Source organism: Actinomadura luteofluorescens, assembly GCF_013409365.1.
Classification (GTDB): domain Bacteria; phylum Actinomycetota; class Actinomycetes; order Streptosporangiales; family Streptosporangiaceae; genus Spirillospora; species Spirillospora luteofluorescens.
In genome coordinates, this window is the sequence record NZ_JACCBA010000001.1 from 6205231 (window position 1) to 6230463 (window position 25233).

At 71.7% G+C, this 25233-nt stretch carries 24 protein-coding genes and 2 riboswitches; of the genes, 7 read left to right on the forward strand and 17 right to left on the reverse strand.

All coding sequences use genetic code 11. The features are described from left to right. Window positions 1-3: 3 nt before the first annotated feature. The 8 genes from BJY14_RS28960 to BJY14_RS28995 all read right to left on the reverse strand — a co-directional run bounded on the left by BJY14_RS28960 (window position 4) and on the right by BJY14_RS28995 (window position 7323). The gene (locus tag BJY14_RS28960; protein ID WP_179846494.1) at window positions 4-624 is read right to left on the reverse strand and encodes a LysE family translocator; all 621 of its coding nucleotides are present in this window, start codon (window positions 622-624) and stop codon (window positions 4-6) included. Between the two features lie 71 nt (window positions 625-695). Further along, window positions 696-1067: a MerR family transcriptional regulator gene (locus tag BJY14_RS28965; RefSeq protein WP_179846495.1), complete on the reverse strand. Its 372-nt coding sequence runs from the start codon at window positions 1065-1067 to the stop codon at window positions 696-698. A 47-nt stretch (window positions 1068-1114) separates the two neighbouring features. Then, window positions 1115-1864: an SDR family NAD(P)-dependent oxidoreductase gene (locus BJY14_RS28970; protein WP_179846496.1), complete on the reverse strand. Its 750-nt coding sequence runs from the start codon at window positions 1862-1864 to the stop codon at window positions 1115-1117. 188 nt (window positions 1865-2052) lie between these two features. Beyond that, on the reverse strand, window positions 2053-3426 hold the full coding sequence (locus BJY14_RS28975) for an L-serine ammonia-lyase (protein ID WP_179846497.1): 1374 nt from the start codon (window positions 3424-3426) through the stop codon (window positions 2053-2055). Between the two features lie 70 nt (window positions 3427-3496). Further along, entirely contained in the window at window positions 3497-4753 is a 1257-nt protein-coding gene (gene glyA / locus BJY14_RS28980; protein WP_179846498.1) for a serine hydroxymethyltransferase, read from the reverse strand. After that, the gene (gene gcvH / locus BJY14_RS28985) at window positions 4750-5139 is read right to left on the reverse strand and encodes a glycine cleavage system protein GcvH (RefSeq protein WP_179846499.1); all 390 of its coding nucleotides are present in this window, start codon (window positions 5137-5139) and stop codon (window positions 4750-4752) included. The genes glyA and gcvH overlap by 4 nt, the downstream gene beginning before the upstream one ends. Before the next feature lie 72 nt (window positions 5140-5211). Beyond that, on the reverse strand, window positions 5212-6306 hold the full coding sequence (gcvT, locus tag BJY14_RS28990; protein ID WP_179846500.1) for a glycine cleavage system aminomethyltransferase GcvT: 1095 nt from the start codon (window positions 6304-6306) through the stop codon (window positions 5212-5214). Window positions 6307-6379: 73 nt separating this feature from the next. Next, a riboswitch (glycine riboswitch) is annotated at window positions 6380-6469 on the reverse strand. 4 nt (window positions 6470-6473) lie between these two features. Further along, a riboswitch (glycine riboswitch) is annotated at window positions 6474-6569 on the reverse strand. Between the two features lie 409 nt (window positions 6570-6978). Next, window positions 6979-7323: a hypothetical protein gene (locus tag BJY14_RS28995; protein WP_179846501.1), complete on the reverse strand. Its 345-nt coding sequence runs from the start codon at window positions 7321-7323 to the stop codon at window positions 6979-6981. Between the two features lie 232 nt (window positions 7324-7555). On the opposite strand from BJY14_RS28995, the gene BJY14_RS29000 reads away from it, so the two are divergent. After that, the gene (locus BJY14_RS29000) at window positions 7556-8854 is read left to right on the forward strand and encodes a M50 family metallopeptidase (protein ID WP_179846502.1); all 1299 of its coding nucleotides are present in this window, start codon (window positions 7556-7558) and stop codon (window positions 8852-8854) included. Here BJY14_RS29000 and cds1 read toward each other — a convergent pair. Continuing rightward, window positions 8844-9944 (reverse strand): L-cysteine desulfhydrase Cds1, encoded by a 1101-nt coding sequence (gene cds1 / locus BJY14_RS29005; RefSeq protein WP_179846503.1) that lies wholly within the window; start codon window positions 9942-9944, stop codon window positions 8844-8846. The genes BJY14_RS29000 and cds1 overlap by 11 nt on opposite strands. Before the next feature lie 81 nt (window positions 9945-10025). Here cds1 and BJY14_RS29010 point away from each other — a divergent pair, with 81 nt between their 5' ends. After that, on the forward strand, window positions 10026-11165 hold the full coding sequence (locus tag BJY14_RS29010) for a hypothetical protein (protein ID WP_312879459.1): 1140 nt from the start codon (window positions 10026-10028) through the stop codon (window positions 11163-11165). Here BJY14_RS29010 and BJY14_RS29015 read toward each other — a convergent pair. Further along, complete coding sequence (locus BJY14_RS29015) at window positions 11155-12714, reverse strand: ATP-dependent DNA ligase (protein WP_179846504.1); 1560 nt, start codon at window positions 12712-12714, stop codon at window positions 11155-11157. The two genes, BJY14_RS29010 and BJY14_RS29015, sit on opposite strands and share 11 nt — an antisense overlap. Before the next feature lie 123 nt (window positions 12715-12837). Here BJY14_RS29015 and BJY14_RS29020 point away from each other — a divergent pair, with 123 nt between their 5' ends. Beyond that, window positions 12838-13587 carry a hypothetical protein gene (locus tag BJY14_RS29020; protein WP_179846505.1) on the forward strand — a complete coding sequence of 250 codons (750 nt, stop codon included), beginning with the start codon at window positions 12838-12840 and terminating at the stop codon, window positions 13585-13587. Window positions 13588-13915: 328 nt separating this feature from the next. On the opposite strand, the gene BJY14_RS29025 is transcribed toward BJY14_RS29020, so the two are convergent. The 3 genes from BJY14_RS29025 to BJY14_RS29035 are packed head-to-tail and all read right to left on the reverse strand — an operon-like array spanning window position 13916 to window position 16956. Next, entirely contained in the window at window positions 13916-14887 is a 972-nt protein-coding gene (locus tag BJY14_RS29025) for an AurF N-oxygenase family protein (RefSeq protein ID WP_179846506.1), read from the reverse strand. A gap of 54 nt (window positions 14888-14941) precedes the next feature. Beyond that, a complete protein-coding gene (locus BJY14_RS29030; RefSeq protein ID WP_179846507.1) occupies window positions 14942-15802 on the reverse strand; it encodes an SDR family NAD(P)-dependent oxidoreductase in 861 nt (286 codons plus the stop codon). Window positions 15803-15846: 44 nt separating this feature from the next. Further along, a complete protein-coding gene (locus tag BJY14_RS29035) occupies window positions 15847-16956 on the reverse strand; it encodes a ferritin-like domain-containing protein (RefSeq protein WP_179846508.1) in 1110 nt (369 codons plus the stop codon). A gap of 125 nt (window positions 16957-17081) precedes the next feature. On the opposite strand from BJY14_RS29035, the gene BJY14_RS29040 reads away from it, so the two are divergent. Continuing rightward, entirely contained in the window at window positions 17082-17750 is a 669-nt protein-coding gene (locus BJY14_RS29040) for a TetR/AcrR family transcriptional regulator (RefSeq protein WP_179846509.1), read from the forward strand. On the opposite strand, the gene BJY14_RS29045 is transcribed toward BJY14_RS29040, so the two are convergent. Further along, on the reverse strand, window positions 17707-18342 hold the full coding sequence (locus BJY14_RS29045) for a TetR/AcrR family transcriptional regulator (protein WP_312879460.1): 636 nt from the start codon (window positions 18340-18342) through the stop codon (window positions 17707-17709). The two genes, BJY14_RS29040 and BJY14_RS29045, sit on opposite strands and share 44 nt — an antisense overlap. A gap of 82 nt (window positions 18343-18424) precedes the next feature. Between BJY14_RS29045 and BJY14_RS29050 the strand changes: the two genes are divergently transcribed. The 3 genes from BJY14_RS29050 to BJY14_RS29060 all read left to right on the forward strand — a co-directional run bounded on the left by BJY14_RS29050 (window position 18425) and on the right by BJY14_RS29060 (window position 21897). Beyond that, a complete protein-coding gene (locus tag BJY14_RS29050; protein WP_179846510.1) occupies window positions 18425-19888 on the forward strand; it encodes a flavin-containing monooxygenase in 1464 nt (487 codons plus the stop codon). Window positions 19889-20059: 171 nt separating this feature from the next. Then, window positions 20060-21235: a threonine synthase gene (locus BJY14_RS29055; RefSeq protein ID WP_179846511.1), complete on the forward strand. Its 1176-nt coding sequence runs from the start codon at window positions 20060-20062 to the stop codon at window positions 21233-21235. Then, on the forward strand, window positions 21232-21897 hold the full coding sequence (locus BJY14_RS29060; protein WP_179846512.1) for a helix-turn-helix transcriptional regulator: 666 nt from the start codon (window positions 21232-21234) through the stop codon (window positions 21895-21897). Before BJY14_RS29055 ends, BJY14_RS29060 begins: the two co-directional genes overlap by 4 nt. A 58-nt stretch (window positions 21898-21955) precedes the next feature. Here BJY14_RS29060 and BJY14_RS29065 read toward each other — a convergent pair whose 3' ends face one another. The 3 genes from BJY14_RS29065 to BJY14_RS29075 form a co-directional block, all read right to left on the reverse strand. Then, window positions 21956-22744, reverse strand: coding sequence for an NAD-dependent epimerase/dehydratase family protein (locus tag BJY14_RS29065; RefSeq protein WP_179846513.1), 789 nt, complete (start codon window positions 22742-22744; stop codon window positions 21956-21958). 102 nt (window positions 22745-22846) lie between these two features. Then, window positions 22847-23494, reverse strand: a complete 648-nt coding sequence (locus BJY14_RS29070) for a TetR/AcrR family transcriptional regulator (RefSeq protein ID WP_179846514.1) — start codon at window positions 23492-23494, stop codon at window positions 22847-22849. A gap of 106 nt (window positions 23495-23600) precedes the next feature. After that, window positions 23601-24809: a PucR family transcriptional regulator gene (locus BJY14_RS29075; protein WP_179846515.1), complete on the reverse strand. Its 1209-nt coding sequence runs from the start codon at window positions 24807-24809 to the stop codon at window positions 23601-23603. Window positions 24810-25233: the final 424 nt, after the last annotated feature.

The following is a 25233-nucleotide window of genomic DNA, read 5'->3' on the forward strand; positions in this document are numbered from 1 at the left end:
GTGTCAGCGCTCGGCGGCCAGGCGGACGCCGAGGCCGATGAACAGCGTGCCCACGGTGGCGTTGAGTCGCCGGCGGGCGGTGTGCCGGCGGCGCAGCCAGTCTCCGATGCGTCCGGCGAGGACGCCGACCGTGCCGTCCACGAGGAACTCCAGCGCGATCAGGACGGCGCCGAGGATCGCGAACTGCGCCCACACGTGCCCGAGCCCGGGATCGATGAACTGGGGCAGGAACGCGATGGTGAAGGTGACCATCTTCGGGTTCAGCAGGTTGGTCAGCAGCCCGTTGAGATACGCCCGCCGCCCCGAGACCCCCGCCGGCGCCGCGTCCACGTCCCTGCGGTGCCGCAGGGTCTGCACGCCCAGGAAGATCAGGTAGGCGGCCCCGGCGACCCGGACCACCGTGAACGCGACCGGCACCGCCGCGAAGAGCGCCGCCAGCCCCGCCGCCGCCACGGCGACGTGCACGGCCTCGCTCGTCGCGACCCCGGCCGTGGCGAGCAGCCCCGCCCGCGGGCCGCCGCGCATGCCGCACCCGAGGACGAACAGCATGTCGGGACCGGGGATCACCATGGCGATGACGGAGGTCACGAAGAACAGCGCGAGCAGGTGCGGATCGATCGGCATGCGGTGATCCTCACACGGTTCCGGGGAGCGGCGGAACCGGATATTCCAGGACACCCGCCGGCGGGCGCGCGTCAGCGGGCCGGGGCGGGGCGGCGGTCGGCCGCCTGGGCGAGAGCGGTGGCCAGGTGGTCGCGGGCCCTGGTCTGGGCGGCTATGCGGGCGTCGAGGACGGCGAGGCGGTCGCGTGCGATCCGGAGGCCCCGCTCGGACGGGGGCGAGGCCGCCACGTCGCCGTCCAGGCAGACCGAGAACGCGCGCACGTCGTCGAGCGTGAGGCCGACGGCGAGCAGCTCCCGGATGTTGCGGACCCGCACGGCCGCGCTCCCGTCGTAGATCCGGTACCCGTTGTCCGCCCGCCGGGACGTGATCAGCCCCGCCTCCTCGTAGTGCCGCAGCGCCCGCGGCGTCGTCCCGGTGATCCGCGCCAGCTCGCCGATCCGCACCGCCACCACCTCCGCCCCCGGTTCTACCAGGCGGTCGGCTCTCTGGCTCAGGCGACCACCGCCCCTCCGTCCACCGCGAGGACGGCCCCGGTGACGAACGAGGCGTCCGGCGAGGCCAGGCGCGTGATCGCCCACGCGACCTCCTCGGGGCGCCCGACGCGGCCGAGCGGGGTGTGCTCGATCTGCCACCGCCGGAGCGCCGCCAGCCGCTCGGCGGACAGGCCCTGGTGCGCGCCGATCGGGGTGGCGATCGCACCGGGCGCCACGGCGGCCACCCGGATGCCGCGCGGCGCGAGCTCCAGCGCCCAGCTGCGCGTGAGCGTCTCCAGCGCCGCCTTGGTGGCGGCGTAGAACGCGTTGCCCGGCCAGCCCCGCTGCCCGACGGACGTGCTGACGTTGACGACGACCCCGCCGCCGTCCAGCGCAGGCAGCGCCGCCTGGGTCAGCAGGACGGGCGCCACCAGGTTCGTCGCGAGCTGCGGCGCGATCGCCTCCGGAGCGAGCGTCTCCAGGGTTCCGCTCCGGACGACCGCCGCGTTGTTGACCAGCACGTCCAGCCGTCCGTGCGCGTCCGTCACCCTGCGCACGATCTCCTCGGCGGCGCCGTCGCCGGTGATGTCGGCGGCGAGGGGCTCGATCCGGGGGTGTCCCTGCGCGGTCTCGGCCAGCGGTTCGGGCCGCCGTCCGACGGCCACGACCCGGGCGCCCTCGGCCGCGAACATGCGGGCCGTCGCCCGTCCGATGCCGGTTCCCGCGCCGGTGACCAGAACGACCCTGTCGTGTGAGTTCGTCTCCATGGCGCCAGCGTGCAACCCTGCCGCCAACGGCAGGGTCAACCCCGGGCGTTCCTGTCCAGGAGGAGTTCGGTGCCGGCGCGGGCACGGGCGGCGGCGGTGGGGTCGCCGTGGATTCCGGCGACCGCATCCACGGCCCGCGCCCCGCCGGCGAGCACGGGCTCGACATCCCGCTCCGGTAGCGCCGGAGCTCAGCACTCGATGACGTTGACGGCGAGGCCGCCGCGCGAGGTCTCCTTGTACTTGTCGAGCATGTCGCGGCCGGTGTCGCGCATGGTCTTGATGGCCTTGTCGAGCGAGACGAAGTGGCGGCCGTCGCCCCGCAGCGAGATCCGGGCGGCGCTGATGGCCTTCACGGCACCGACGGCGTTGCGCTCGATGCAGGGCACCTGCACCAGGCCGCCGACGGGGTCGCAGGTCAGGCCGAGATTGTGCTCGATCCCGATCTCCGCGGCGTTCTCCACCTGCTCCGGGGTGCCGCCGAGGACCTCGGTGAGCCCGGCGGCGGCCATCGAGCAGGCCGAACCGACCTCGCCCTGGCAGCCCACCTCGGCGCCGGAGATCGAGGCGTTCTGCTTGAACAGCACGCCGATCGCCCCCGCGGTCAGCAGGAACCGCACCACGCCCTCGTCGTCCCGGCCCGGGATGAACCGGTCGTAGTAGTGCAGGACGGCCGGGATGATGCCCGCGGCGCCGTTGGTCGGGGCGGTGACGATGCGGCCGCCCGCGGCGTTCTCCTCGTTGACGGCGAGCGCGAACAGGGTGATCCAGTCCATCGCGTGGAGCGGATCGGACGCCTTCTCGACCGAGAGCTGGCGGTGCAGCTGGGGAGCGCGGCGGCGCACCTTGAGCCCGCCCGGCAGGAGGCCCTCGCGGGTGCAGCCCCGGGAGACGCAGGCGCGCATGACCTCCCAGAGTTCGAGCAGCCCGTCGTGGATCTCGGCGGCGCCGCGGCCGAACGCCTTCTCGTTCTCCAGCATCAGCGCGGAAATCGACAGGCCCGTCTCCCGGCAGCGTTCGAGCAGCTCGGCGGCCGTGTCGAACGGGTACGGCAGGACGGTGTCGTCGGGCTTGATGCGGTCGGCGCCGGTGGCGTTCTCGTCCAGGATGAAGCCGCCGCCCACCGAGTAGTACACCTTGGCGCGCAGCTCCTCGCCCGAGGCGTCCAGAGCCGTGAAGCGCATCCCGTTCGGGTGGCCGGGCAGCGACTCCTTGCGCTCGAACACCAGGTGCTCGTTGACCACGAACGGGACGTCGTGGTCGCCGAACAGGCGCAGGGCCCCGCGCTCGCGGATCGCGGCGAGCCGCTCGTCCACCCGGTCGACGTCGACGAGCTCCGGCTTGTCGCCTTCCAGCCCGAGGATGACGGCCTTGTCGGAGCCGTGGCCCTTGCCGGTGAGGCCGAGCGACCCGTAGAGGGTCACGGCGACGGACGCGGTCTTCTCCAGCAGCCCGTCACTCTGGAGGCCCCGCGCGAACCGGTGCGCCGCCGCCATCGGCCCGCCCGTGTGGGACGACGACGGACCGATACCGATCTTGAAAAGGTCGAAAACGCTGATGGCCATAGCTACCTCGTTGTAGCCGCGCCCCCTCCCCCGGAGGGGAACCCCGGCCGGGGGAGGGGGCGCCGGAACGTCACAGGTTCGGGTACAGGGGGTGCCTGTCGGCCAGCGCCTTCACCCGGGCCGCGAGCGCGTCCCGGTCGAAGGACGGCTGCAGCGCCAGCGCGATCACGTCCGCGACCTCGGCGAAGTCCTCGGCGGTGAAACCGCGGGTCGCCAGGGCCGGGGTGCCGATGCGCAGACCGGAGGTCACCATCGGCGGACGCGGGTCGTTCGGCACCGCGTTGCGGTTGACCGTGATGCCGATGTCGTGCAGGCGGTCCTCGGCGTCCCGCCCGGTGAGCTCGGAGTCCACCAGGTCGACCAGCACGAGGTGGACGTCCGTCCCGCCGGTCAGCACCCTCACGCCGGCCTTGGCGGAGTCCTCGGCGAGCAGGCGCTCGGCGAGCAGCTTCGCGCCCTCCACCGTCGCCGCCTGCCGGGCACGGAACTCCTCCGACGCGGCGATCTTCAGGGCGACGGCCTTCGCGGCGATCACGTGCTCCAGCGGGCCGCCCTGCATCCCGGGGAACACCGCCGAGTTGATCTTCTTGCCGTACTCCTCGCGGGCGAGGATCAGCCCGCCGCGGGGGCCGCCGAGCGTCTTGTGCGTCGTGGTCGTCACGATGTCGGCGTGCGGGACGGGCGACGGGTGCAGCCCCGCCGCGACCAGGCCCGCGAAATGCGCCATGTCGACCATGAGCAGCGCCCCGACCGAGTCGGCGATCCGCCGGAACGCGGCGAAGTCGAGCTGCCTCGGGTACGCCGACCAGCCCGCCACGATCATCTTCGGCCGGTGCTCGGCCGCGAGCGAGGCGACCTCGTCCATGTCGACCAGGCCGTCCTCGGCGCGGACGTGGTACGGCACCACGTTCAGCACCTTGCCGGAGTAGTTCAGCCGCATCCCGTGCGTGAGATGCCCGCCGTGCGCGAGGTCGAGGCCGAGGATCGTGTCGCCGTGCTGGAGCAGCGCGAAGTACACCGCCGTGTTGGCCTGCGCCCCGCTGTGCGGCTGGACGTTCGCGTGCTCGGCGCCGAACAGCGCCTTCGCCCGGTCGATGGCGAGCTGCTCGGTGACGTCGACGAACTCGCAGCCGCCGTAGTAGCGGCGCCCCGGATACCCCTCGGCGTACTTGTTCGTCAGGACCGACCCCTGCGCCTCCAGCACCGAGACGGGCGCGAAGTTCTCCGACGCGATCATCTCCAGGGTGCCCTGCTGGCGCCGCAGCTCCGCCGCGACGGCCTCGGCGACCTCCGGATCGGCCGTCGCGAGGGAGTCGTTCAGGCTCATGCTTCCTCGATCAGCTTGTCGTAGGCGGCGGAGTCGAGCAGGTCGCCCGGCTCCTCCGAGATCCGCACCTTGAAGATCCAGCCCTCGCCGTACGGGTCGTCGTTGATGACCTTCGGCTCGTCCACCACCGCGGTGTTCACCGCGGTGATCTCGCCGCTGACGGGGGAGTAGAGGTCGCTGACCGACTTGGTCGACTCCACCTCGCCGCACGGCTCGCCCGCCTCGACGGCGTCGCCCTCCGACGGCTGCAGCTCGATGTAGACGATCTCACCGAGGGCGTCGGCGGCGTGCGCGGTGATGCCGACCGTGACGATGCCGTCCTCGCCACCGAGGCCCGACACCCACTCGTGCTCCTCGCTGTAGCGGAGCTCCTCCGGAACGCTCACGATCACTTCTCTCTTTCCACTGTGGGGGCGCGCCCCACACCGCCGGACAACTTGTTCAGGAACGCTTGCAGATCAGGGACGCTTGTAGAACGGCAGGGCCACCACGTCCACCGGCTCCTGCCGGCCGCGGACGTCCACGGCGAGGCCCGCCTCCTCGACGCCGCTGTCGAGGTACGCCATGGCGATCGGCGTGCCCAGTGTGGGCGACGGGGCGCCGCTCGTCACGATTCCGCACGGCGCGCCGCCGGACGTGACCACCTGGTACCCCTTGCGGGGCGCGCGACGCCCCCGCGCGACCAGTCCCACGAGCCTACGGCCCGGCGGGGTCTGCGCCTGCGCCGCCAGAGCCGACTTCCCCACGAAATCGCCTGGCTTGTCCAGCTTCACGACCCGGCCGAGGCCCGCCTCGAACGGCGTCGTCTCCGCCGTCAACTCGTTCCCGTACAGCGGCATCCCCGCCTCCAGGCGCAACGTGTCACGAGCCGACAACCCCGCCGGGACGACCCCCTCCACCGCCGCGAGCGCCCGCCACAACCCGACCGCGTCGGCCGCGTCCACGAACAGCTCGAACCCGTCCTCGCCCGTGTACCCGGTGCGCGCCACCAGCGCGTCCACGCCCGCGACCCGCCCCGCCAGGATCGCGTAGTACTTCAGGTCCCCCAGCGGCGCGTCCGTGAACCCCTCGAGGATCCCCTGGGAACGCGGCCCCTGCAGCGCGATCAGCGCGTACGAGTCGGACCGGTCGTCCACCGCGGCCTCGAACCCCGCGGCGCGCTCGACCAGCGCCTCCCGGACCACGGCGGCGTTCGCGGCGTTCGCCACCACCATCCACGTCTCGTCGGCGAGCCGGTAGACGATCAGGTCGTCCAGGACGCCGCCGTCGTGCCCGCAGATCATCGTGTAGCGGGCCTTGCCCACCGGCATCGGCGACAGATTCCCGACCAGCGCGAAGTCCAGCGCGGCCCCCGCGCCCGGCCCCGAGAGGAAGATCTCCCCCATGTGCGACAGGTCGAACAGCCCCGCACCCGTGCGGACGGCCTGGTGCTCGGCGGTCTCGCTCGCGTAGCGCAGCGGCATCAGATAGCCCGCGAAATCGACGAGATTCGCGCCGAGGTCCTCATGGACGTCGTGCAGCGGCGTCTTCTTCACGGTCGGATCGGCGGACATGGGATCGGCTCCTTCGTCACGGGCGCGCGTGGTCCATCGTCCCACTCGCGCACCGGGCGTATCGGTGCCTCCCCCTCTGTCATCGGCGCCTGAGAGCTTCACCCGCCGCAACGCGGCCGGCTTTCACCTTCGGCGGGGGACCACGGTCCCCGCTTTCCAGAGGTCGCCTGGCCCGTGCGGTCCATGGGCCTGAGAGGTTCCGGGGAGGATTTGCTCCTTCGGCGTCCCCCACCGGCTGCGAGGGACTCTCCCGCACGGGATCATCAGCTGTCGAAGAAGGCTAGCAGTGTTCATTGCTTTTTTTCAGGTCGGGGCCTTGGGGGCCCCGACCTGAAAAAACGCGTGCGATCGCTGCATCGCTCCGGCTCGCCTGGCGGCTCGCTGCGCGATCAGGTTCTCGCAAGCTCGAACCTGCCTTTGGACGCGATCGCGAGTGTTGAGGCTGTCGCGGGGCTGAGGCGGCGGCTGAGGTGGCTTCGTTAGACGGTGCTGCTGGGGTGCGCCTGTTCCGCCAGTCCCTTGGCCCGGGTCGTCTCGGCTGTTGCGCTCCTTGTTGGTGTTGCGGTCTCCCCCGCTTCGGCTCGGGACGATGGTTGGGGTTCGGGTCGCCTTCGGCGTTGCGCGGGTGGGGGTTCGGGTCGCCTTCGGCGGTTTGGGGGTGGGCGTCTTTGTTTAGTGGGGGGTGGGGGGAGTGGACATGGACTTCACGCAGGTTTGGAGGGCGGTTCTGATCTTCTGTAGCTCGTCGGGGGCGGGGGTTCTCGTGGGGTTGGGGGTCGGCATCTGGACGCCTTGCTTTTGCATGCAGTCGTTGAAGGCCTTGACCGCCTTGGACTGGGCCGGGGGCAGGGGCGTCGTCTCGGTGCCCTTGCCGGGCTTGGGGGTGGACGGGGCCGTCGTCGCGGCGGTCGGGGGCGGGGGTGACGAGGCGCTCGTCGGCTTGCCGTCGTCGCCGCCGCAGCCGGCCAGGGCCAGGGGCAGGATCAGCGCCGTTGCCGCTATGTGACCGCGCTTCAAGGGAACCTCCGTGGGGCGGGTGGGGGCTCATGATGCGGGGTCGGCCCTTCCCGTGGATACGGGCTCCCGTGCCAATGACGCGCGGGCGGGTTAGCACCGCGCATCAAAGCGGCCTCCGGCGCGTGCGGCTTCTGCGTTCGCTTCAACCGGAACGCGGGCCGTAACGTACTCTGAACTGGTTGTCGGAGATCACCCCCGGGTGCGGGGTGGACGGACCCGGAGGGCACGCCGCATGGTCTACTACCTGGCTGGAGCGTTGATCCTCTTCTTCGGCCTGCTGGTCTCCATCGCGCTGCACGAGCTCGGGCACTTCACCTTCGCGAAACTGTTCAAGGTGCGGACCACGCAGTTCATGGTCGGGTTCGGGCCCACCATGTGGTCGAAGACCAAGGGCGAGACCGAGTACGGCGTCAAATGGATCCCGCTCGGCGGCTACATCCGCATGATCGGCATGCTGCCGCCGCGCAAGGGCGACGCGCCGGGGCAGGTGCGGCGGATCAGCACCGGGCCGTGGCAGGGACTCATCGAGTCCGCGCGGGGCGCCTCGCTGGAGGAGGTCGGGCCCGGCGACGGCGACCGCGTGTTCTACGCCAAGAAGTGGTGGCAGAAGATGCTCATCATGTTCGGCGGGCCCGCGATGAACCTGCTCCTGTCGGTGATGTTCTTCGCGATCCTGCTGATGGGCATCGGCGTCAACCAGCCGCAGCCGGTGATCAAGGAGGTGGCCGAGTGCATGGTGCCGGCCAGCGCCAAGGTCACCGAGTGCCCCGCGAACGCGGCGCCGACGCCCGCGCGGCAGGTCGGCCTCCAGGCCGGCGACCGGATCGTGGCCTTCGACGGCAAGAAGATCGACGAGTATCCGCAGCTGCAGCGGCTGATCCGCGAGGACGGCGGCAAGACCGTCCCGATGACCGTCCGGCGGGACGGCAGGGACGTGCGGCTGAACGTCCCCATCACCCGCAACCAGATGTACGACCTCAAGGACGAGGACAAGGTCGTCAACGTCGGGTTCCTCGGCATCACCCCGTCCAGCGGGATCGAGCGGCAGGGGCCCGGCGCGGTCGCGAGCACCATGGGCGACCTGACCGCGCGCACCGTCGGCGCGCTGGTGCGCATGCCGCAGAAGATGGTCGGCGTGTGGAACGCCGCCTTCGGCGGTCACGAGCGCGACCCGAACGGGCCGATCGGCGTCGTCGGCGTCAGCCGGATCGGCGGCGAGGTCGCCGCGTCCCACGACTTCACCGGCACGCAGAAGGTCTCCTTCTTCGTGATGCTGCTCGGCTCGCTGAACCTCGCCGTCGGGCTGTTCAACCTCATCCCGCTGCTGCCGCTCGACGGCGGGCACATCGCCGGCGCCCTCCTGGAAGCGATCAAGAAGGCGTTCGCGCGGATCCTGCGCAGGCCCGACCCGGGTTACGTGGACGTCGCCAAGGCGCTGCCGGTCACCTACGTGATGGCCGTCGTCCTGATCGTCATGGGCGGCCTGCTGATCTACGCCGACCTGTTCAATCCGATCCGCGTCACCGGGTGACGTCCGGCATCGTGCCGGTCTTCAGGAAACCGTCCAGCGCGGCCCGGTAGGGGGCGATGTCGAGGCCCTGCCGCGCCAGCCACGCGTCCGACCCGTAGGTCCCCGCGTAGCGCTCGGCGCCGTCGCAGATGAGCGTGACGACGCTGCCGCGCTCGCCGCGGGCCCGCATCTGCGCGATCAGCTCGGCCGCGCCCCACATGTTCGTGCCGGTCGAGCCGCCGACGCCGCGGCCGCTGACCTCGCTCGTCCAGCGCATCGCCGCGATGGACGCCGCGTCCGGCACCCGGATCATCCGGTCGATCACCGTCGGCAGGAACGACGGCTCGACGCGGGGACGGCCGATGCCCTCGATCCGCGAGCCCGCCGCCGTCCGGGCGGGATCGCCGTCGGCGAACGAGCCGTGGAACGCCGACCCCTCGGGGTCGACGACCGCGAGCCGCGTCTGGAACCGCTGGTAGCGGGCGTACCGGCCGATCGTCGCGGACGTCCCGCCGGTGCCCGCGCCCACCACGATCCAGGACGGCTCGGGGAACCGCTCCAGCCGCATCTGCTCGAAGATCGACTCGGCGATGTTGTTGTTGCCGCGCCAGTCCGTCGCCCGCTCGGCGAAGGTGAACTGGTCCATGAAGTGGCCGCCGCACTCCGCCGCGAGCCGCCGCGACTCCTCGTAGATCGCCGACGGGTCGGCCACCAGATGGCAGCGGCCGCCGTGGAACTCGATGAGCTGGATCTTCTCCGGGCTGGTGGTGGCGGGCATGACCGCGACGAACGGCAGGCCGAGCAGCCGCGCGAAGTACGCCTCCGACACCGCCGTCGACCCGCTGGACGCCTCGATGATCGTCGTGTCCTGGCGGATCCAGCCGTTCGCCAGCCCGTACAGGAACAGCGACCGCGCGAGCCGGTGCTTCAGCGAACCCGTGGGATGGACGGACTCGTCCTTCAGGTAGAGGTCGATGCCCCACTCCGGCGGCAGCGGGAACACGTGCAGGTGCGTGTCGGCGCTGCGGTTGGCGTCGGCGTCCACGAGCCGGATCGCCTCGGCGATCCACGCCCGGTATCCGGGATCGCAGCGGTCCACGATGCGGCTCATGGCGGCTCTCTCCTTGATCGTCGGCAGGGTCCCACGATATCCGCGCATGTCACGGTGCATCATTGAGGAGGCGGGGGGCAGATGATCGAGATGTTCGACGAACGCATCGTGGCGACCGGGCGGCTTCCGCTGTTCGGCTTCTTCGTCGCGTTCATGGTCACTTTCGTGCTGACGCGGGTGAACGTCCGGCTGATCCGCGCGGACGTGCGCTGGTGGTTCCGGAACGTGAAGGCCGGCGACGTGCACATCCACCACGTCGTGTTCGGCGTGGTGCTGATGCTGATGGGCGGGGTGGCGAGCCTCGCCGTCCCGGACGCCTACGTCGGCCTCGACCTCGCCGCGGCGGTGGTGTTCGGCATGGGCTCCGCCCTCGTCCTGGACGAGTTCGCGCTGATCCTGCACCTCAGCGACGTCTACTGGACGGAGAAGGGCCGCGCGTCCGTCGACGCCGTGTTCGTCGCCATGGCGGTGACCGGGCTGCTGCTGCTCGGCATCCGCCCCCTCGGCTACGAGGGCATCGCGCCCGACCCGGGCACCGGACTGATCACCCGCGTCTACGTCGCCTCCCTCGCGGTCAACCTCGTCCTCGCCGTGGTCACGCTGCTGAAGGGCAAGATCTGGACGGGGCTGCTCGGGCTGTTCGTGCCCGCGCTGCTGATCTTCGGTGCGATCCGGGTGGCGCGGCCCGGCTCGCCCTGGTCGCGCTGGCGCTACGACCCCGGCTCGCGCCGCTACCAGCGGGCCGTCCGGCGCGAGACGAGGCTCAGGCGGCCGCTGATCCGCGCCAAGATCTGGGTGCAGGAGTTCATCGCGGGCCGGCACGACCTCATCCCGCCCGAGCTGCTGCAGCGCCGCACCGAGGCCGCCGAGCGGGCCCGCCGCCGCAAGCTGGCCCGCGCCGCCGCCCGCGCCGAGCGGCGCGCCGAACGCCGGGCCGAACGCGGCCGGGCGCGCCGGGCCGAGCGCAGGGCTGCACGTCGCGCCGCCGCGCGGGCGCAGCGGGAGGCCGTCGAGCGTGCCGAACGCAACGCCGCGGCCCGCGCCCACCGGGAGGCCGCCGCCCGGGCGCGCCGCCGCACCCTGTCGCGCGTGCGGGGGCAGACCGGGTCGCGCCTGCGGACCCGCGCCGCGTCCGCCCGGCGTGCCCGCGGCCGCGCGCACGGCGACGAGCCGCCGTCCGGGGAGCAGCCGCCCGCGCAGGCCCCCGAGCTCAGTCCATGACGGGGGCGACGGCCCGGACCGTGTCGATCGTGTCGGCTTCGGCGGCGGACTTGTCGGGCCGGTAGCGCAGGACGCGGGCGAACCGCAGCGCGATGCCGCCGGGATAGCGGGGGCTGTGCTGGACGCCGTCGAACGCGATCTCGACGACCAGTTCGGGCCGGACGTGCACCGTCCAGGAGTCCTCGCGCACGGCCAGCGCGCGCAGCTTCTCCGTCTGCCAGGCGAGCAGCTCGTCGGTGAGCCCCTTGAAGGTCTTGCCGAGCATGACGAAGCCGCCGGTCTCGGGGTCGCGGGCGCCGAGGTGCAGGTTGGACAGCAGGCCCTGCCGGCGGCCGTGCCCCCACTCGACGGCGAGGACGACGAGGTCGAGGGTGTGCCGGGGCTTGACCTTGATCCAGCCCGCGCCGCGCCGCCCGGCCGTGTACGGGGTGTCGAGGGACTTGACCACGACGCCCTCGTGGCCGCGCGCGACGGCCTCGTCGAAGACCTCCTTGGCCCGCGCGGGGTCGCCGGTGACCGCACGGGGCATCCGCAGCTCCTCCGGGACGACCCGCGCGAGCGCCTCGTACCGCTCGGCCCCGGGCGCGTCGAGCAGGTCCTCGCCGCGCGCGCCCTGCGGAGGGGCGTCGCCGGCCTCCACGAGGTACAGCACGTCGAACAGGAAGACGGCCAGCGGCACCGGCTCGGTGTCCTTCGCCGTGCGGGTCGCGGTGCGGGCGGAGGTGACCTGGAACGGGTGGGGGCGGCCGTCCGGCCGCAGGGCGATCAGCTCGCCGTCGAACACGGCCTCGCGGACGGGCAGCCCCCGCACCGCCTCCACCACCTCCGGCAGCCGGGAGGTGATCTCGTCCAGCGTCCGGGTGAACACCCGGACCCCGCCGCCGGACACGTGCACCTGCGCGCGGATGCCGTCGAGCTTCCACTCGACGGCCGCCTCGCCCCTGAGCTTGGCGAAGGCCTCGTCGACCGACGGCGCGGCGGCGGCCAGCATCGGCTTGACCGGCCGGCCCACCTCCAGCGTGAACGCGCGCAGCCCGTCCACCCCCTCGGCGAGGGCGGTCGTCGCGACCGGGCCGAGCGAGCCGCGCAGCATGAACGCGCGCCGGACCTCGGCGGACGGCACCCCCGCCGCCGCCGCGATCGCCTCGGCCATCACCCCGTCCAGCGCGCCCTGCCGCAGCTCGCCCGCCAGCAGCCTGATGAGGAAGCCCTGCTCGGGGGCGGTGGCGCGGCCGAACAGCGCCGCGAGCAGCTCGCGCCGCCGGGCGACCGAACCGGGCCCGGACACCGCGCCGATCTCGCCGAACGCCGCGTCCACCCCGGGGACGGTCAGGGACGGCTCCGCGGCGGGCGGCGGGAGGTCGCGCAGCGCGGCGTACCCCACCCCGATCTGGCGTTGCGGCAGCTCGCCGGACAGGTAGGCGACCACGGTCGCGGCCTCGCCCGCGTCGGCCGCGCGCAGGCACTCCGCGAGCGCGGACACCTTGGCCTTGCGGCCCGAGGTGCCCGCGACCGCCTCCGAGGTCCGTGCGATGTCCGCTATCAGCATCCCTTCATTGTGACCACCGGGTCTGACGAACGGCACCGCCAGGGGGCCTGGTCACGCGCGGCGGCCCTGGTTACGTTGGCGGGTGGCGGGAACGGTCGGCGGGACGGGAGTGAGGAGCGCGGCGTGGGCCTTCAGCGTCCGGTCGAGCCTTTCCACCGCCCCTACTCCGGCCCGGAGCCGCCGGCCCCGGGACGCCGCCCGCGCAGGCTGATCGCGCTGCTCGCGGCGGCCATGGCGCTCGCCGCCGCGGCGGTCGTGGTCGTCCTGGTCATGTCCGGGGGGAGCGAGCAGCAGGCCGCCCGGCGGACGCCCCGGGGCGGCCCGTCGCGGACGCCGCCGGGCAGCCCGTCCGCGACGCCGGGCCCGCCCGAGAAGGTGATCAACGCGCTCCCGGCGCCGTGCGGGACGGTCGCGGCGGCCACGGCCGAACGGGCCGTGCCGAAGGCGACGCGGCGGCAGAGCGCGAACTCGACGCTCACGACGTGCACGTTCTCCTCGACCGGCTCGGCGTTCCGCTGGCTGCGAGTGGAGGCGCACCTGTACGCGCCGGGCGACACCGCTTCGCCCGTCCAGGACGCCGAGGGCTACTACGACGCGCAGTGGGCCCAGGCGCACGACGCGCCGCTCGTGCGGACCGTCACCCTGGAGCGCCGGGACGGCATCGGGGACGAGGCGTACCGCTGGTTCAAGACCGACGAGGGGCAGCCGACCGTGGTCGGGCAGGTCACGGCACGGATCCGCAACGCGGTCTTCACGGTCAGCTACAGCGAGCAGGCGCCGCGCGGGGGACGGGCGGACGCCCGGGAGCGCGCCTGCCTCGAGACCGCCACCGCGGTCGCCCGCGAAGTCCTCGCCGCGCTGAACCGTTCCTGACCTGAATCGGCCGATCATGGCTTCATTTCTGGCGGCACCTTCTAAGGTGAACCGGTAAAGGGGAGGGTGTGCGCCGATCGAGCTTTCCCGCCGGGCATGATGATCGGTGCGCAGCGAGTCTGGGGAGGAGGGGGTCGACGTCGTGACCATGCCATCGTTCGGAGTGTCCTGGGTGCGTGACATCCGGGGCTAGCAGCCCTTACTTGCCTGAGGGCCGCGGAGTGGTCCCCGCTCCGCGGCCCTTTCGCATGCCGTGTCCGGACCAGTGCCCCGCCATTGCCGAACCATTTTCTAATAATCGGTTCGAGGCTGGGGCGAATGGCGGCCGTCAGGGCTCCAGCAGTCCCGCCCCGGCCCATACGCCGCGCGCCCGGCCGTCCAGGAAACCGACCTCGTCCAGGAACGCGGTGCATTTACGGAACGACCACGCCATCGTCGCGCGCCGGTGCGGGCTGCGCGCCGCCACGCGCCGCGCCAGCCGCGGGTCCAGCCCCACCGCCGTGTAGCAGGACGGATGGACGAGCTGCGCGGCCATCAGCCGCGTGGCCTGCGCCATCCAGTACGCCGCCATCCGCCGCCGCACCGCGGGCATCTCCGCGACCAGCCGCTTCAGCTCCTCCCGCGCGTACCTGATGTGCCGGGCCTCCTCGACGACGTGGATCCTGGTGACCTGGCGGATCAGCGGCTGGACGTTCTCGTCCGGGAAGGTCAGCCGCTGGAACGCGTCGGTGAGCTCCTCCACGATCAGCGTCCCGGCGAACATCGGCACCGGGTCGTACACGGCGCCGAACAGCTTGGCGAAGTGGAACTCCAGCGCCCGCGGCCGGTGCGTGCGCAGCCCGCACGTGCGCACCATCCGGGCGAACATCCGCGAGTGGCGGCACTCGTCGGCGATCTCCGTCAGCGCGTAGGCCACATGGTCGCTGTCGTAGCGGTGCCGGTAGGCGTGCATCACCAGCGACTGCATCAGCAGCATCTCCGACCAGATGCCGAACGAGGCGATGCTGCACATCTCCCGCTTGGTCAGCTCCACCCGCTGCCGGTGCGTCAGCCCGTCCCACAGCGGCGTCTCGTAGACCGACGTGAGCCGGGGCGGGAAGTAGAACACGTCCGGGTCCTGCGGGACGTCCCAGTCGACGTCCACGTCCGGGTCGAAGGAGTGCTTGCGGGAGGCGCGCAGCAGCCGTTCGGCGACCACCTCCCGATGGGTCAGCTCCAGCGTGTGGTCGCCGTCGCCGCACCGGATCCGCGCCGTCCGGTTCCGGGGGCGGCCGTCGCTCGGCAGGACATCGGGGGGCATCGAACCTTCTCCTCTCACCGCGGGGGAGAGTCGGGGGGCCGCGCCCGGCGGGCGCTAGCCCCGGGCGGGAATCCTGGCCAGCAGGCGCAGGGAGGCGGGGGACACCCTGGAGAGGGCGTGCAGAAGGTGCCCCTCGGCGTTGACGGGCACGACGGGCTTGTTCTTGATGATGGCGTGGACGACCCGCTCGGCGACCTTCTCCGGCGGGTAGTTGCGCAGCTTGATGGCGCGCTGCCCGCGCTCGCGCAGTCGTGCCCGGGCCTCGGCGTCGCCCTCCAGATGGATCGCGTTGTCGACGATGCTGGTGCTGACGAACCCGGGGCAGACGGCCGTGACGCCGATGCGCGAGCCGGCCAGCTCGGCTCGCAGGCACTCGCTGAGCATGAGGACGGCGGACTTCGTCGTGCAGTAGGCGGGCATGGCGCGCCACGGCGCGAACGCGGCCGCGGACGCGATGTTGACGATGTGGCCGCCGAGGTTCGGCTTGTCGGGCTTGTTGGGCAGCGCGTTCACGCGGTCGCGCATCTGGCGGCCGAACAGCCGGCAGCCGTGGACGACGCCCCACAGGTTCACGCCGAGGATGCGCTCCCAGTCCTCGACGCCGGTGTCCAGGAAGGGGCCGGTGACGGCGATGCCCGCGTTGTTGACGACGATGTCGGGGACGCGGTGGGTCTCCTTCACCCGCGTGGCGAAGTCCTCCATCGCGGCCTCGTCCGCCACGTCCACCTCGTAGGCGGTGCCGCCCGCGCCGAGCGTCTTGGCGAGGGCGGCCGTGCGCTCGGCGGCGGGAAGGTCGATGTCGGCCGCGACGACGGAGGCGCCGTTCCCGGCCAGGGCGAGGGCGACGGCCCGGCCGATGCCGCTGCCGGCTCCGGTGACGACGGCGAGCGCTCCGTCGAAGTGCGCGAGGGGCATCCAGACCTCCGAGGTGTGCGGCGGATCGAATGATCTGAACTTACTCAGCCCGCCGCCGCCGCGTCGGCGATGACGGCGTCCACCTCCGCTTTGCGGGCGGTCTCCTCGGCGGCGAACCGCTCGGCGTCGACCGTCTCGGCGATCTCCTCGTCCTGGTGCATGAGGGCGTCGAGGTCGGCCTTGGACATGTCCAGGACGCCCATGTCGTCATAGGCGCGCCGGATGCGGTCGCTCCACAGCCCGATGTCCTTCACGCACGGCACGATGCGGCTGAACAGCAGGCTCTGGAACATCCGCATGTACGGCGAGTTCTCGACCATCTCGTCGACCTCCTTCGGGTCGATCCCGAAGTTGGTCCAGATCTCCCGGCCGCGGATGCGGTCGCGCATCAGGTAGCAGCCCTCGATGACGAAGTCCTCGCGCTCGCGGAGCTCGGCCGGCGAGAGCTGCCTGTAGTAGTCGCGCAGCGCCAGCCGGCCGAACGCGACGTGGCGCGCCTCGTCCTGCATGACGTAGGCGAGGATCTGCTTGGGCAGCGGCTTGGTGGTGACGTCGCGGATGACGCCGAACGCGGCGAGCGCGAGGCCCTCGATGAGCACCTGCATGCCGAGGTAGGGCATGTCCCAGCGCGAGTCGCCGAGGGTCTCGTTCAGCAGGTCCTGCAGCTTGGTGTTGATCGGGTAGACCATCCCGACCTTCTCGTGCAGGAACCGCGTGAACAGCTCGACGTGGCGGGCCTCGTCCATCGTCTGGGTGGCGGAGTAGAACTTGGCGTCCAGGTCGGGCACCGACTCCACGATGCGGGCGGCGGTGACCATCGCCCCCTGCTCGCCGTGCACGAACTGGGAGAACTGCCAGGACGTGGAGTGCCGCCGCAGCTCGCCGCGCTCCTTCTCCGAGAGCATGTCCCAGTACTTCGTCCCGTAGATGGCGAGGGACTGGTCGGGGACGCCGAGGACGTCGTGCGGATCGACCTCCAGGTCCCAGTCGATGCGCTTGACCGAGTCCCACTGCTTGTCCTTGCCCTTCTGGTAGAGGGCGAGGAGGCGGTCGCGGCCGTCGTCGTACTCCCAGGTGAACCTGGCGTCGCCGGTCATCGGCACGGTCCAGGTCTCGGACGGGACGGAGTCGGTGTACAGGTCGTGGGTCGACATGGGCGTCCTCCCCGAACGCGGGCGCGCACCGCCCGCTGGTACGTACGCTGTACGTCTTACGTACAGCGTACGTACCGTGTCATGGGACACTTGCGGGTGTCAACGGCGAGGAGGAGCGCAGAGCGATGGCGAGTCGTGTGACCTCCGACACCCCGCGGCCGGGTCTGACCCGCGCGCGCATCGTGCGGGCGGCGGTCGAGCTGATCGAGCGGGAGGGCGCGGACGCGCTGTCGATGCGCCGGGTCGCCGCCGAGCTGGACGTCGCCGTGATGTCGCTCTACAACCACGTCCCGAACAAGGGCGCTCTGCTGGAGGGCGTGGCCGAGCACGTCGTCGCGGGCCTGGAACTGCCCGACGACCCGTCCGAGCCGTGGCAGGAACGCGCGCGTGCGCTCGTGCGGGCGTTCCGGAAGGTCGCGCACGACAACCCGCGCTGCATGTCGATCGTTCTCACCCACAAGGTCGACACGCCGGTGGGGCTGCGTCCGGCCGAGCGCGCCCTGGCCCTCGCCGACGCGGCCGGGTTCGACGGCGAGACGGCCGTGCGCATCATGCGGGCGCTCATCGCCTACGCGCTCGGCGCGCAGATGCGCGAGATCGGCATGGCGAAGATGCTGGGGCACCTCGCCGAGACGGGCGCCCAGGCGTGGTCGCGGCTCGACCCGGAGGAGTTCCCGCACGTCATCGCCTACGGTCCGGCGCTGGCCGACGTCGATGCCGAGACCGACTTCGAGTTCGGCCTCGACCTGCTCATCGGGGCGCTGGACGCGCTTCCCCGGTCAGGTACGGGCTGAGGCCGTTCCAGCAGAAGTCGGTCATGTAGCGGGCCGCGTCCTCCGCCGACACGTCGGGCCGGCCCGTCTGCCACAGCGCCAGGCGCTCGCTCGCGCCCATGATGATCTGCGTGAACGCCTCGATCGCGCCGGCCGGCGCGGACGGTGCGAACGTGCCGAGCACGCCGGCGATGAGCGCGCTCTGCTGCCGCCGGGTGTCGTCCACGGCCTGGGCGGCCTCCGGGGTGGCGGCCAGCGGCTCGCGCAGCAGCATCGCGAACGACCTGCTGTGCTCGTCGATGAAGCGGAAGTAGGCGACCATCCCGCGCCACAGGATGTCCTCAGGGGTGGTGGCGCCCGCCATCGCCTTCTGGGTGACCTCGAACAGCTCGGCCTTGGAGCGGCTCACGCACGCCACGAGCAGGCCGTCCTTGGAGCCGAAGTACTCGTAGAGCATCGGCTTGGAGATCCCGCAGCGCTCGGCGATCTCGTCCATGGAGGCGGCCTGGTAGCCGCGCTCGCCGAACACCCGCTCCGCCACGTCCAGCATCTGGCGCTCGCGCTCGGCGCGCGACATCCGGCGGCGGCGGGGCGGGGGTGTGGCGGCACTCACAGGAGAACCCCTCTGTTGGACCTACCGTCAGTAACCTACTCGCGGTAACTTACTGCGAGTAGGTTATCTGAGAGGAGGGGTCATGAGCGACCGCGCCCCGGCGATCGTCATCATCGGCTCCGGGTTCGCCGGCCTCGGCATGGCGATCCGGCTCAAGCAGTCCGGCTTCCACGACTTCGTCGTGCTGGAGAAGAGCGAGGCGCTGGGGGGCACCTGGCACGACAACACCTATCCGGGCTGTGCCTGCGACGTCCCGTCGCACATGTACTCCTTCTCCTTCGAGCTGAACCCGGGGTGGACGCGGATGTTCGCGCCGCAGCCGGAGATCCGCGCCTACATGGAGCGCACCGCCGACAAGTACCGGGTGCGCGAGCACATCCGGTTCGGCGCGGCGGTCGACTCCATGGAGTACGACGACGACGCCCGCCGCTGGAAGGTGGCGCTCGCCGACGGGACGGTGCTCACCCCGAAGGCCGTCGTGTCCGGCATCGGCGCGCTGCACGTCCCCTCCTACCCGGACCTGCCGGGCGTCGAGCGGTTCAAGGGGACGGCGTTCCACTCCGCCGAGTGGGACCACACCTACGACCTCACCGGCAAGCGCGTCGCCGTCATCGGCACGGGCGCGTCCGCGATCCAGTTCGTGCCGAAGGTCGCCCGGCAGGCGGGCGAGCTCGTCGTCTTCCAGCGGACGCCGCCGTGGATCCAGCCGAAGCCCGACCTGCCCATCCCCGCGCCGCTCCGCGCGGCGTTCGGGAAGGTGCCGGGCGCCGCCCGCGCGTTCCGCGGCGGCATCTACTGGGCGCTGGAGGCCCGCGCCGTCGGCTTCACCATCGACCCCCGGCTGTCCACCCCGCAGGAGAAGATCGCCCGCCGGCACATCGCCAACCAGGTCGCCGACCCGGAGCTGCGCGCCAAGGTGACGCCGGACTACACGATCGGCTGCAAGCGGATCCTGCTGTCCAACGACTACTATCCGGCGCTCTCGCGCCCGAACGTCGAGGTGGAGACCTCCGGGATCGCCGAGGTGCGGGAGAACTCGGTCGTCACCGAGGACGGGCGCGAGTACGAGGTCGACTGCGTCATCTACGGCACCGGCTTCAAGGTGACCGACGCGCTCACCGACCTGCGCGTCACCGGCCGCGACGGCGTCAAGCTCCAGGAGATCTGGGCGGACGGCATCGAGGCGCACCGCGGCACGACGATCCCCGGCCTGCCGAACTTCTTCATGCTGCTCGGCCCGAACACCGGCCTCGGCCACAACTCCGTCGTCTTCATGATCGAGGTGCAGATCCGGCACGTGCTGAGCTGCCTGCGCCTGATGCAGGAGGCCGGCGCCGACACCATCGAGCCGAAGCCGGAGGCCGCGCGCCGGTTCAACGACCGCCTCCAGCGGCGGCTGCGCCGCGCCGTGTGGAACGAGGGCGGCTGCAACAGCTGGTACCTCGACGACCAGGGCGTGAACCGCACCCTCTGGCCGGGGCACACGTTCGAGTTCTGGGCCGGGTCCCGCAAGGCGAGGCCGGAGGAGTTCGTCCTCACCCGCTGAGCGCGCGTCGGCGTGCTCGCCGCCGCAGGGTCGCACGTCTTCACGACCCGCACGGTCGACGCCCCCATTTGGAAGAATCTTGCATTTCTGCAATTTCTGTCCAAGAATACGGGTGGCCGGATCGGACGGGCCGGCTGACGACACGGGACGGCGACTTCCCCGCGGAGGCTCATGAACGACACCACCGGCACGCTGACGGACACCCTGTTCCTCTACGACAGGTCCGGGCGGCGCTACGCGTCCACCGACCGGCGCTGGCGCGGTGAGGACGGCTCACCTCTCGCGCTCAGCCCGGTGCCCGGGCCCGCACCCGACCGGATCGACACGAGCGAGCGCTCCCTCTGGCGTTACCAGTCCGCGATCCCGGTCTCTCCCCGGCACCGTGTGAGCCTCGGGGAGGGCTTCACCCCCATGCCGCCGCTGGACTGGGACGGGCGGCGCGTCCACTTCAAGCTCGAATGGTTCAACCCCACCTCCAGCTTCAAGGACCGGGGGGTCACGGTGATGATCTCCCATCTGCGGGGGCAGGGGGAGGCGCGCGTCCTGGAGGACAGCTCCGGCAACGGCGGCTCCTCGGTCGCCGCCTACGCGGCCGCCGCCGGGATGGACGCGAAGATCATCGTTCCCGCGGCGACGTCGGCCGCCAAGATCCTTCAGGCCCGCGCGTACGGCGCCCGGATCGAGCTCGTCGCGGGCACCCGCGAAGAGGTCTCCGACGAGGCGATCCGCCAGTCCGAGCAGACCTTCTACGCCAGCCACAACTGGCACCCCTACTTCCTGCAGGGCACGAAGACGATCGCCTACGAGATGTGGGAGTCGCTCGGGTTCAGGGCGCCGGACAACGTCGTGCTCGTCGCCGGCGCGGGCAGCAACGTCCTCGGCTGCGACATCGGATTCGGCGAACTGCTCGAAGGAGGCCGGATCGACCGGCTCCCCAGGCTTCTGGTCGGCCAGCCGGAGCACTGGGCCGCGATCGCCGACACGGTGAACGGGATCGACCCGCGGAGCCGGGGACCACGGGTGCCGACGATCGCGGAGGGCGCCTCCATCGCCGCTCCGGTCCGGCTCCCGGAGGCCGTCGAGGCGATCCGCCGCTCGGGCGGGGCGGCGGTGGCGGTCACCGAGGACCGGATCCACCTGGCCGTGCGCAAGCTCGCCTCGCGCGGACTGTACGCCGAGCCGACCAGCGGCGTCGCCGCGGCGGCCCTCGACCACTTCCTGGCCGACGGCACCATCGGCCCTGGCGAGACCACCGTCGTCGTCCTCACCGGCGCCGGACTCAAGTCGGCGGAGGCGATGGCCACCGTCTTCGACGACGGCGCCCCGGACGGGAGGAGCCGCACGTGACCGCCGACGTCCCCGAGGACTCCGACGCCCCCGCCGACCCCGACGAGCACCTTCTCCTGGAAGCCGAGAAGATCGCGATCGCGATCGGACGCATGTTCCCCGGCCTCTGCGAGGTGGTCCTCCACGACCTGCGCCGGCCGGAGCACGCGATCCGCGTCATCGAGAACAACCTGTCGGGCCGCAGGGCGGGGGACTCCGCCACCGAACTGGGGCTCCGCCGGATCGCGGACCCGGACTACCCGAGCGTGATCCAGAACTATCCCAACCGGTTCCCCGACGGCCGTCCGGTGAAGAGCACGTCCATCGGGATCAAGAACGCCCGGGGCCGCTACGTCGCGGCGCTCTGCCTGAACCTCGACGTGTCGACCCTGTCTCCCCTCACGCTCGCCCTGGCCAACCTGGTGGCGACCGAGGCCGAGCACCGGGAAGAGGCGCTGGAGACCCTGGAGAACCGCCCGGCGCGGGAGTTGCGCGAGGTCATCGAGACGTTCGCCGCCGGACGGGCCGCCACCCCGCGCGCACTCGGCCGTGCGGCCAAGAAGGACCTCGTCCGGCGACTGCACCGTGACGGCTACTTCGACACCCGGGGTTCCACCGAGGCCATCGCCGACCTGCTGGGAATTTCGCGGAGCACCGTCTACAACTACGCCAGGCGGCCCTGACGGCCCGTCAGGCTCACTTCGCGGGGGAGAACCTGCCGCACCCTTCGTGAGCCGGGCGTCACCCGTTTCCCGCGGACCCCTCCAGGTGGCGCAGCGTGAACTGGGCGGACGCGAAGTCGCCGCCCTGCGGAACGCCGTCGCCGACGAACGTGTCGGGGATGCCGTAGGAGGCGGCGTCGTCGTGGGGCGCGTAGCCGAGCCGCTCGTCGAGCTCCCAGAACCGGCGCGCGTTGGCCGACACCGCGTACGCCGCGAGGAACCCCGGCGACGGGACGGTCAGCGCCGCGAGGACGAAGCCCGCGCAGTCGCGGTGGCTCAGCCAGGTCGCGAGGTGGCGCGGCTCGGTCGGGTGCAGTTCGAGGCTGCCGATGCGCAGGCACACCACGTCCATGCCGAACTTGTCGGCGTAGAGCCGGCCGAGCGCCTCGACCGCGACCTTGCTTACCCCGTACAGGCCGTCGGGCCGCGGCGGCATGGCGGGCGACACGGTCTCCGTGGACGGGTAGCAGCCGGTCAGCCGGTTGCTGCTGGCGAGGACGACGCGCGGCACCCCGGCCACGCGGGCGGCCTCCAGGATCCGCTGGGTGCCGAGGATGTTGCCCTCGACCAGGTCGGGGAACGGCGCCTCGTCCGGGACGCCGGCCAGGTGGACGATCGCGTCCGCGCCCCGCACGATCCGCGCCGTGTCCGAGAGGTCGCCGCGGTGCACGACCTCGTTCGGCGCCTCGACGTGCATCGGCGCGAGATCGGCCAGCACGAGCCGCTCCGCCTCGTCGCGCAGCGGCGTCCGCAGTGCGGTGCCGACCCGTCCGGCGGCGCCGGTCAGCACGATCGTCCCGAGAGTCATGCGCACAGTGTTCCATCCGCCGGTGTCCCCCGCGCCGGTGCCAGGGGACGGGTCCCGCCACCGTCTGCAACTACGCCAGGCGGCCCTGGGGGCCCGTCGGGCTCACTTGGCGGGGGAGAACATCGGGCGGAAGCCCGCGACGAGCTGGCGGATCACCGGCCGCTGCTGGGCCGGGGTGCGGCCGCGCAGGTCGTGGATCGGGTCGAGACCGTCGTAGTAGGGGGCGAGCGCCAGGAACGGCAGGATCATCATCAGCCAGGTGGCGAGGACCTCCAGGTCGGCGTCCTCCCCGATGGCGCCCTGCCCCTTCCACAGCTCCAGCGTCGGGTGGATGACCAGCAGGTAGTGCTGGTTGGCCGTGTCGCGGACGACGGACCGGACGCCGTTGTCGAGCTCGAAGTTCGTGGCCGCGGTGACGCCGCGCTCCAGCGGGTGGTCGGCCATGTACTCGGTCCAGTCGCACAGGACGTCGACCAGCCACTCGTCGAAGGACTGGTCGAAGTCGATCCGCTCGATGCGGCGCTCCATCTCCTCGCGGATGCGGCGCGACGCCTCGTCGCACACGAACGCGAAGAACTCCAGCTTGTCGCTGAAGTACTGGAACAGCGAGCCCTTGGCGATGCCGGCCTCGCGCGCGATCGTGTTGAGGCTGCCCGTCGAGTACCCGTGTTCCCCGAACTCGCGCATCGCCACTTCGAGCACGCGCTCACGCTTGGCGACGTTGAGGCGGAACCAGGTCGACGTCGGCATGGACCCCTTCGACTTTCCGTCAGGAACCGGTAACCAGGAGGTCAGGATAACGGCCTCCGGCACCCCCTGTGACCCGAACGTCACCCGCGCCCCTGGCGGATCCCGGTCACCGTGCGCCGGGCCGGCCCCGGCGGGCGCGCCGGCGACTGTACAGACTCGCGGCGCGGAGGGTGGCGTCGAGGGAGAAGCGGGCGTCGGCGTTCTCGAGGCTGTCGCCGAGGTAGCCCTCCAACTGGCGGAGCCGGTACCGGACGGTCTGCGGGTGGATCTTCAGGCGCTCGCCGATGTCGACGGCGGTCGCCCGGGTGGTGACGGATTCGGTGAGCGTCTCGACGAGGCGCTTGCGCTGCCCGTCCGACACGTCCCGCAGCGGTTCCAGGTGCCGGCGGGTGAGCTCCTCGACCAGCGGCGGATCGGACAGCAGCCACATGGTCATCAGGTGGTCCTCGCAGGGGATGAGGGAGCCGTCCGGGATGACGCCCTCCTCGGCGAGGTCGAGGACGCGGCGGGCCCAGCGCACCGAGTGGGCGGCCCGTTCCAGCGGCAGGGTGAGGCCGAGGACGCAGCTGGCGTCCGGCAGCGCGGCGCGCAGCATGGTCCGCCGGTCGGCGGTGAGCGGCCCGGGGACGAGCAGGCACGGTTCCGCCGAGTCGAGGTCGGTGAGGATGTCGGTGTCGAGCGCGGAGCGGGTGCAGGGCGCCTCGGGGTGGACGGCGACGAGGGTGGCCTCGGCCGGCAGCGGCCACCAGCCGGTGGACTTGGCGAGGTCCTCGATGGCCTCGGGGACGACGGCGGGCCGCTGCAGGATCAGGTGCAGCAGCCGTCGCCGCTCCTCACGGCGGCGCAGGTCGGCGTGCCCGGTGGCCTGCTGGTAGCCGAGGCGGGCCTGGGCGACGGACTCCTCGAGGTAGACGAGCATGGCGTCGACGGCGGCGGACACGACGAAGGTGGGGACCTGCGCGCGCTCGGCGAGGACGGCGGTCCGGCGCCACGCGACGTGGAAGGCGATCCGGGCCGCGGCCTGGAGGTGGTCGAGGCTGCGCCCCTCGATGGCCTCGAAGCGGCCGAGGGAGCGGCAGGTCTCGTCGCGCTGGTCGGTGGAGGCGTCCGGATCGGAGATCCGGTCCAGGAAGGTCGGCAGCAGGATGTCGGCGCAGAGCCGGAGGGTCTGGTCGTAGGCGGGATCCGTCCGGTCGTACTCCGGGACGCTCCGCTTGATCTCGGTGATGATCTCGTTCGTGACGTCGGACAGTTCCGCGCGCAGCAGGCCGAGGAATTCTTGGAAGTCAGTCTGACTCCGGTCTTGTTCAGACAATTCTAATGCCTGCGACATGGGAAAGCGAACCTCCACATCGAGTCGGCCGGGCGCCGTGGCGCCGTCCTGCCGGCGGCGCTGGACGGGGTGTGCCCGGACGGGAGGCGAACACCCTGGAATGAGATCGATAACACCGTGAACATAAAGTCGCCAGTCGAAGGTGGCAAGGGTCTTCGGCTCGATCGGCCGCATGGCGCCGCATCTTTGCGCGCGATGTGACAAGAACGACGTTCGGTTGCTGGGCGGGTGACAAAACCGCTTGCCTGGAAGGGGGATCGCGCCGCCCGCCCGCTCCATGTTACCGACCGGTAGGCAGGTGGTGACGGTTTCGGGGAAGGGGAAGGCTAAGTCGGTGACAAATTTCTGAGGCCATTTACCGAATTGTGCCGAAGAGCCTGCGATCACCTATTGAATACTGTGTCTA

Bases quoted from the DNA above. Each gene is read 5' to 3' on its own strand.
- BJY14_RS29055 (WP_179846511.1), top strand. From the start codon at position 20,060: ATGAACGACACCACCGGCACGCTGACGGACACCCTGTTCCTCTACGAC.
- BJY14_RS29035 (WP_179846508.1), bottom strand. From the start codon at position 16,956: ATGTCGACCCACGACCTGTACACCGACTCCGTCCCGTCCGAGACCTGG.
- BJY14_RS28960 (WP_179846494.1), bottom strand. From the start codon at position 624: ATGCCGATCGATCCGCACCTGCTCGCGCTGTTCTTCGTGACCTCCGTC.
- BJY14_RS28970 (WP_179846496.1), bottom strand. From the start codon at position 1,864: ATGGAGACGAACTCACACGACAGGGTCGTTCTGGTCACCGGCGCGGGA.
- BJY14_RS28975 (WP_179846497.1), bottom strand. From the start codon at position 3,426: ATGGCCATCAGCGTTTTCGACCTTTTCAAGATCGGTATCGGTCCGTCG.
- BJY14_RS29010 (WP_312879459.1), top strand. From the start codon at position 10,026: ATGATCGAGATGTTCGACGAACGCATCGTGGCGACCGGGCGGCTTCCG.
- BJY14_RS29025 (WP_179846506.1), bottom strand. From the start codon at position 14,887: ATGCCCCCCGATGTCCTGCCGAGCGACGGCCGCCCCCGGAACCGGACG.
- BJY14_RS29050 (WP_179846510.1), top strand. From the start codon at position 18,425: ATGAGCGACCGCGCCCCGGCGATCGTCATCATCGGCTCCGGGTTCGCC.
- BJY14_RS29030 (WP_179846507.1), bottom strand. From the start codon at position 15,802: ATGCCCCTCGCGCACTTCGACGGAGCGCTCGCCGTCGTCACCGGAGCC.
- BJY14_RS29000 (WP_179846502.1), top strand. From the start codon at position 7,556: ATGGTCTACTACCTGGCTGGAGCGTTGATCCTCTTCTTCGGCCTGCTG.
- cds1 (WP_179846503.1), bottom strand. From the start codon at position 9,944: ATGAGCCGCATCGTGGACCGCTGCGATCCCGGATACCGGGCGTGGATC.
- BJY14_RS29070 (WP_179846514.1), bottom strand. From the start codon at position 23,494: ATGCCGACGTCGACCTGGTTCCGCCTCAACGTCGCCAAGCGTGAGCGC.
- BJY14_RS29065 (WP_179846513.1), bottom strand. From the start codon at position 22,744: ATGACTCTCGGGACGATCGTGCTGACCGGCGCCGCCGGACGGGTCGGC.
- glyA (WP_179846498.1), bottom strand. From the start codon at position 4,753: ATGAGCCTGAACGACTCCCTCGCGACGGCCGATCCGGAGGTCGCCGAG.
- BJY14_RS29015 (WP_179846504.1), bottom strand. From the start codon at position 12,714: ATGCTGATAGCGGACATCGCACGGACCTCGGAGGCGGTCGCGGGCACC.
- BJY14_RS29040 (WP_179846509.1), top strand. From the start codon at position 17,082: ATGGCGAGTCGTGTGACCTCCGACACCCCGCGGCCGGGTCTGACCCGC.
- gcvT (WP_179846500.1), bottom strand. From the start codon at position 6,306: ATGTCCGCCGATCCGACCGTGAAGAAGACGCCGCTGCACGACGTCCAT.